Raw genomic sequence first — 6,077 nt, forward strand, 5'->3', positions numbered from 1 at the left:
GCTGGCTTTTTTTTGCTAAAACGATTGGCTTGAAACTGGTTACAAATTATGGCTTTGCTGTACTTTTATCAGTGCGAATGCTTTTGGCGACTTTACCAATACTCAAACCTTGCACTAAGATAGAGAATATCACCACTGCATAAGTGAGCGCCAACAAGATATCGCGTTCGGTTCCCAGCGGCAGCTGCAACACTAAGGCAACCGAAATACCCCCACGTAATCCGCCCCATGTCAGCACTTTCCATGCACCAGTCGGCAAATCGAGCTGACGATGAAAGGTTTTGGTCGTCATACCTACAACGATAAAACGCGCAAGTAGGGCAATGACAATTGTCAAACCAGCGGCGATGAATAAATTACCCGAATAAGCAATCATCACTACTTCTAAACCGATGAGTACGAATAAAATAGCATTGAGAATTTCATCGATTAATTCCCAAAATAAATCAATATAATGCCGCGTTTTATCGCTCATCGCCAATGCTCGTCCGCGATTCCCAACCATCAACCCCATCATCACCATGGCGAGTGGTCCTGATAAATGCCAATGGCTGGCGAGTGCATAACCACCTATCACACCAGCAAGCGTTAACAACACTTCTTCTTGATAGCTATCGATACTTTTCAGCATGTAATACAGAATCGCCCCAAGTACCAACCCAAAAATAATGCCGCCACCAGCTTCAACCGCTAGAGTATGCGCCACATAATTGGCGGTTGGGATATCACCACTGGATAAAATCCCTAGCAGCAATACAAAGATGACAACGCCGATACCATCGTTAAATAAAGACTCGCCCGCGATGACCGTTTCTATGCTTTTTGGCGCGCCAGCCGATGAAAGGATGCCCATCACGGCAATGGGGTCGGTCGGTGATATTAGAGCACCGAATAGCAAACACCAAAGAAACGGCAAACCGAAACCAAGCAGCGGCAGCATAAAATAAAGCGCCGTGGCGATAAGCATCGCAGAGACGATGGTACCGACGCAAGCAAGGATGCCAATAGGCAGCTTATAACGTTTTAAATCGCTGATATTGACGTGCAGCGCCCCTGCAAATAACAGCATAGAGAGCATGCCGTCTAATAAAACTTCGGTAAAATCAAGCTGCTCTAACAAGCTTACTTCATAATCAATCAGCTGATCAAATCCCAAAAATCCCAAAAATATCGCGCCAATAGATAATAAAATGGAGATAACCATCACGCCAATCGTCGTCGGTAGGCCAATAAAACGATGGTTAACGTAAGTTAATAGGGCTGTGATTGATAAGAATATCGCGCTGATTTCAAGTATGGTTAGGCTACTGGTAGGGGCCATGAAAAAATTCTCAAGTGAGTTTAAAATTGTCATAAGCTTAGCGCTTACAAACACTAAATAGGTTTGATTTTAGTTTAGTTATCGCTTGTCTTTTTATTTTTATTGCGTTTGTAATGCTTGGCGAATATGGGTGTCAAACGCGCTAACATAGTTAAAATACTGATGATGAGCATCGTTGCTAAGTATGAACTGTTGGGCTTGTTGGCACATCGCGCTCAAGTCATCTATCAGCTCTTGATAGCTTAGGTTTTCTTCTCCTGCGCGCTCAATCAGTTTTATCTCATGCAATAGGGTTTGCTGCTGTGCGTTATTTACGCGAGCATAACTTAGATTGACCATCGCCTGACATAGCGCTTTTAAGACCATCAAATCTGCTGCTGCATACCGACGTATCTCGCCTAGTGATGTATTGATAAAATCAGATATTTTGGGAGTATGAGTAACTATGGCTAATATCGCCAAGCGTCGCTGTTTAACTTCGGCTTTCGATGAATCATCGTTTTGTGCCGGTGTATAAAAATGATAGGGGCTGGGCGGCTGGCGACGCATCATAATACTTAAGCAACTGGTCAGTGATTGTACGCAGTTGACCGCTGTTTTTGGATCATTGATACCTGGAGACAATGCTCGTACGGCGATTTCAGTCATTTGTCCCAAGCTATAAGCAATATCGTTAGAATGAGCCAGTCGTTGTTCGATACGTATACAGCCTGCAAAGCGCTGCCAAAAAAGTCCGTCAGGGGCACGCGGTACAACAGCTAAAGATGGCGTCGCTGTTTTTTGTCGATTGTTTGGATGACCTGCTGGACGCTGGTAAAAGTAACCGATAACATTTTTGTCAGTGACATAATCACCAAGATTAATACGCATTTGCACCACTCCGCCATAGTCTTGTGTCAGTGTAATCAGTGACTCAAGGTAAAATTGTTGAACATAACCTGAGCTTGGTGGATAGATGGGCATCGCTGACCAGTGATGAAACTGTTCAATGTCATGATGTTCTATATCGCGTTGATGCTGGATATCGCAATGATCACGATACCAATAGTGAATATTATTAATCGCATCATTGCTGGCGTTTTGAATCACATGTGAGGCTTGAATGGCATGTACCATATGCTGTACAAAGTACACCAGCAACAGCGCACATATAATTGCCATGATAATCGCAAAAGTCACTGCGAGCTGTGGCACACCAAAAGCCACGTCATATTTATGGATGGATTTTAACACCAATAAACTATAACTAAAGGTGCCAATGAACGCCCCCAATACAAACTGGTTAGGCGTATCGGTCAAAAAATTGCGCAATAGCCGTGGGCCAAATTGCGAAGAGGCCATCGACAGCACGGCGATTGTAATGGAAAAGGTCGTGCCTGCTACGCCTAATACTGCGCCTGCAATCGCTGTCATGATAGCGCGCGCCGCATCGTCGTCACCGGTAAAAGCAAAGGTAATCTCTCTGACGGTTTCGCGGTCAAAGTGTTGATCGATAGTGACCAATAAAGGCGCTAGCAATATACCTGCAATGACGCATGCCGTTGGGATAAACCAATAAGAGCCAATAAGCTGCTGCCATAGGTTTCTTAGTCGATCAGGCATATCGGTCAGTGTCTGTAGTGACCATAACTGGGCGAACTGCTTTAGTCTATGCGTTATTGTCAGCAATGCAGAGTTAAACCAGCCACTTTCAGGGTGTTTATTCAATATTATATGCTCCACAAGTGACCTAAAAAGTGATCCATTTTTTATTACTAAGCTAGGATTTTATTTGGCTAATAAAACCTATGAAGAGTAAATTACCTTACCATATAAGCCACAAAGATTAAAAATTTAGTAAAAAATAAGCCCCTATCATAGGAGCTTATTTTTAGCATAATGAATTCTTTTGTTAACTGACTAGATTGTCAATCCAAGTGCTTATCGCAGTGCTTAGTTTTGCTAATACTGAAGGCTCTTCTTTACTGTCCATACTTAATGAACGCGTTTGCATATCATCCGTCGATACTGGCTGTTTTTGCAGACTATCTACGATTAACGGTAGATTGTTACCTGCGGTCCCTAAGATAAAGCTTGGGTTTTTAGTCAGCGTTGTCCACTTCTGATTCCAGCCACCACTACAATTGTAAGTAATTAAGCTTCCGCGATTATCTACTAAATTACCAGTACGCAAATCAAAGCATTTGTTGCCTTGTTTGATTTGGTCAGCACCGTTCATCTCCCAAACTTGCGCTGGCGAGTCCAAGCTACAAGCACCCAAAACCACCCAAGAACCTTGTTCCGTTAAACACTGATCTAATGCCATTTTGCTGTGAATTTTACCTTTAAGATCGTAAATCCACTGTTCAGAGTCGTCACCAGTACAGCCACTTGGACCACTAATAAAGCTATTTAACTTACCACCTTCTAGAGTTTCAACTTTAAGGCAGTTGTTGCCATTACGGATAGTAGTCACATTATCTAAAGGTTTGTCATCTTGTAGCTCTAAATCTACAACAAACTTTTGAAATTCAGTAAGTGCTTCAGGCTCTTTTTTGATTAAATCCGTACGATAGACATTGACCCAACGGTTTAGACGATTTAGAGTTTCTTGCTGCTTCTCATAACGCTCTAATGTTTGGAGTGCTAAAGGGCTAAGCTCATCACGATACTCTTTATAAGAATCATATAACAACTGACCGTTGGCGTCTAAACTAATAGTCGAATGTTCTGCTTGAGCAAGAAGTTTCTGCTCTAAGATTGGCAATTCTACCTTTCTTAGTGCCGTATAGCCCTGTTCTTTACCAAAGGTAACCGCGGGTTTAATCGCATCACTATATTGACGAATATCAATGGTTGAGAGCTGTACTTGTGCTTCATTGACCTTTTTACAGTACAAATCTACTTTTTTCGGGTTGTCTGCAATCGCTAAATTAACATGGAACTTATTGGCGTTACTGGTCATTCGATTAGGAGCCAACGCAATATCATTAATCGTGTTATTACTATAAGTAACGCTTAACCAGCAGCTTGCTGATTCAAGCGAGTTATTCGGTGTCGGTAACTCAAAAACGTTGCCCCAGTTACCACGTGCTTCTGGATAAATGATGCCTTTTTGCGCGACAGGGTCATAACCGCCTAAAATGGTAAATACTGGCACGCCTTGCAAACGTGGTTTTAAGTAATTACCATCCGCGCTGTTGTACCAAACGTTTTTAGAACCTTGCCATACCTTAGGCTGGATGACTTCCATCTTTCTGAGATCGGCATTCCATTTCTTATAGCCAGTTGGTGAGTCAGCGTCAAATACTGCTTTATCAAATGCTGGCTGGATCTTAATTTTTGTACTATAACCCGTATAGTGAGTATAGTTTGAATAAGCGCCACTCTGTGATCCACCAGACATCGCATCGCGACCATAGCCATAGGTGGCTAAGAAAAGAGGTTTACCAGTGAGACCATCACCCTCGACCTGTCGTGGCCAGTCTAAGTTGCTGCGCATTTTGTTTCTGACGCCATTATAGCCCCAGCCACTATTGGCATGATGCTCGGCCCAAAAGAAATCGCCGTTCTGTTCACCAGGATAATGACCCAAGCCATAATGATGACCGATTTCGTGGCTGAACTCATTACCTTGAGAGTCGATTAGGGTCAACATACCATTACCGCCGCTTAAGCCGTGGTTATATTCACCATTCTTATATTTACCGCGAGCGTGATGCGCATTGACGTTTTGGGTCAATTGCGGTTGCTCTTGACTTTGCATTGAAGCACTGGTAACGCCCCAATTGGCTAAATTAATGCCAACACCAAAGGTTGATTTCGCGGTGTTTTCGCGCATATCACCAGCATAAACGCCAGCATCATTTGAGTCACTGACTGAATCATAAATAGTGCCATTGGCGACCATTACTCGTTCGAGCTTCATGTCATCATAGCTAGCAACGGTCATTTGTGCTGCTGGAATGGTTTGGAAGTAGTCTGAACCCGCTCTTTCTGGATCGCGTAGCATATAATGACCCCAAGATTGAGGTGCATCCGTTAACATGCCTAGACGGATATTGGTCAATACCAACTCACCAGGGGCGGCAAAATCTATGTTATCTTCTGACAGTTCACCGCTACGATTTTGGTCATCCATAATGCGAATTTTGAGACCACCTTGTACCTCATCCCAGTTGAGTTTGGTTGACCAAGCACGCTTACTGTAAGCAACGCGTGCGCGCTGATCAGTGTTAGTCTGATCCGTGTCTGGGATTTGAGTCGGATCGGCTAAATTGATAGTTCGTAATAAAACCCCGTCTTTGTAAATTTCAGCCGCTAATTTATTAATGTCACCCATTTCAAGCGTAGGCGTCACTAATAATAACGCCTCTTTTTCTGCCGTCAGACGCGGCATATTTTTTGCTTCGTTACCCTGTGGATCAACGGTATGATTCTGCCCAAACTGTATCATCGCTTGAAAGTCGCCAACCAAGTCTGGACGAATAGCACGAATTTCTCCCACTCTACCATCGTGGTCAAAAAACCCTAATAAATAAAAATCAGCAATATCTTTTTTTGGTTCTGGATATTTAATAGGCGTACTTGGTTCGAGTGGCGTAGCAGGAATACTCGTTACTGGTGGTTTAACAGGCGTGCTTGGTTCAAGTGGCGTAGCAGGAATACTTGTTATTGGTGGTTTAACAGGCGTACTTGGTTCAAGTGGCGTAGCAGGAATACTTGTTATTGGTGGTTTAACAGGCGTACTTGGTTCAAGTGGCGTAGCAGGAATACT

At 43.2% G+C, this 6,077-nt stretch carries 3 protein-coding genes; all 3 read right to left on the reverse strand.

Features of this window, described 5'->3' with window-relative positions; genetic code table 11:
• Positions 1-46: 46 nt before the first annotated feature.
• Positions 47-1,321 (reverse strand): cation:proton antiporter, encoded by a 1,275-nt coding sequence (locus JMX82_RS12695; protein WP_109591448.1) that lies wholly within the window; start codon positions 1,319-1,321, stop codon positions 47-49.
• A 99-nt stretch (positions 1,322-1,420) separates the two neighbouring features.
• On the reverse strand, positions 1,421-3,028 hold the full coding sequence (locus JMX82_RS12700; protein ID WP_227676763.1) for a DUF2254 domain-containing protein: 1,608 nt from the start codon (positions 3,026-3,028) through the stop codon (positions 1,421-1,423).
• A gap of 184 nt (positions 3,029-3,212) precedes the next feature.
• A complete protein-coding gene (locus tag JMX82_RS12705; protein WP_227676779.1) occupies positions 3,213-6,074 on the reverse strand; it encodes a M66 family metalloprotease in 2,862 nt (953 codons plus the stop codon).
• Positions 6,075-6,077: the final 3 nt, after the last annotated feature.

Origin of the sequence: Psychrobacter sp. 1044 (genome assembly GCF_904846525.1) — a bacterium.
Lineage (GTDB): Bacteria > Pseudomonadota > Gammaproteobacteria > Pseudomonadales > Moraxellaceae > Psychrobacter.

What these genes read in the sequence shown, in the direction of transcription:
- JMX82_RS12695 (WP_109591448.1), bottom strand. Translation starts at nt 1,321, where the DNA reads ATGGCCCCTACCAGTAGCCTAACCATACTTGAAATCAGCGCGATATTC.